At 45.1% G+C, this 1,139-nt stretch carries 1 protein-coding gene; it reads right to left on the bottom strand.

The features are described from left to right. The coding region (locus PSF16_RS17390; RefSeq protein WP_106378754.1) for an IS4-like element ISVsa5 family transposase at positions 1–1,139 on the bottom strand (1,139 nt) is incomplete at both ends.

The raw sequence follows: 1,139 nt of genomic DNA, 5'->3' as shown, positions 1-1,139 counted from the left end.
GTCTTCCCTTGTTATTGTGTAGCCAGAATGCCGCAAAACTTCCATGCCTAAGCGAACTGTTGAGAGTACGTTTCGATTTCTGACTGTGTTAGCCTGGAAGTGCTTGTCCCAACCTTGTTTCTGAGCATGAACGCCCGCAAGCCAACATGTTAGTTGAAGCATCAGGGCGATTAGCAGCATGATATCAAAACGCTCTGAGCTGCTCGTTCGGCTATGGCGTAGGCCTAGTCCGTAGGCAGGACTTTTCAAGTCTCGGAAGGTTTCTTCAATCTGCATTCGCTTCGAATAGATATTAACAAGTTGTTTGGGTGTTCGAATTTCAACAGGTAAGTTAGTTGCTAGAATCCATGGCTCCTTTGCCGACGCTGAGTAGATTTTAGGTGACGGGTGGTGACAATGAGTCCGTGTCGAGCGCTGATTTTTTCGGCCTTTAGAGCGAGATTTATACAATAGAATTTGGCATGAGATTGGATTGCTTTTAGTCAGCCTCTTATAGCCTAAAGTCTTTGAGTGACTAGATGACATATCATGTAAGTTGCTGATAGGTTTCCAGTTTTCCGCTCCTAGGTCTGCATATTGTACTTTTCCTCTTACTCGACTTAACCAGTACCAACCCAGCTTCTCAACGGATTTATACCATGGCACTTTAAAGCCAGCATCACTGACAATGAGCGGTGTGGTGTTACTCGGTAGAATGCTCGCAAGGTCGGCTAGAAATTGGTCATGAGCTTTCTTTGAACATTGCTCTGAAAGCGGGAACGCTTTCTCATAAAGAGTAACAGAACGACCGTGTAGTGCGACTGAAGCTCGCAATACCATAAGTCGTTTTTGCTCACGAATATCAGACCAGTCAACAAGTACAATGGGCATCGTATTGCCCGAACAGATAAAGCTAGCATGCCAACGGTATACAGCGAGTCGCTCTTTGTGGAGGTGACGATTACCTAACAATCGGTCGATTCGTTTGATGTTATGTTTTGTTCTCGCTTTGGTTGGCAGGTTACGGCCAAGTTCGGTAAGAGTGAGAGTTTTACAGTCAAGTAAGGCGTGGCAAGCCAACGTTAAGCTGTTGAGTCGTTTTAAGTGTAATTCGGGGCAGAATTGGTAAAGAGAGTCGTGTAAAATATCGAGTTCGCACA

The sequence above is a fragment of the Providencia sp. PROV033 genome, assembly GCF_028484855.1.
GTDB lineage: Bacteria > Pseudomonadota > Gammaproteobacteria > Enterobacterales > Enterobacteriaceae > Providencia > Providencia alcalifaciens.
The sequence above is the reverse complement of the archived record's forward strand: the minus strand, read 5'-3'. Positions and strand labels throughout refer to the sequence as shown.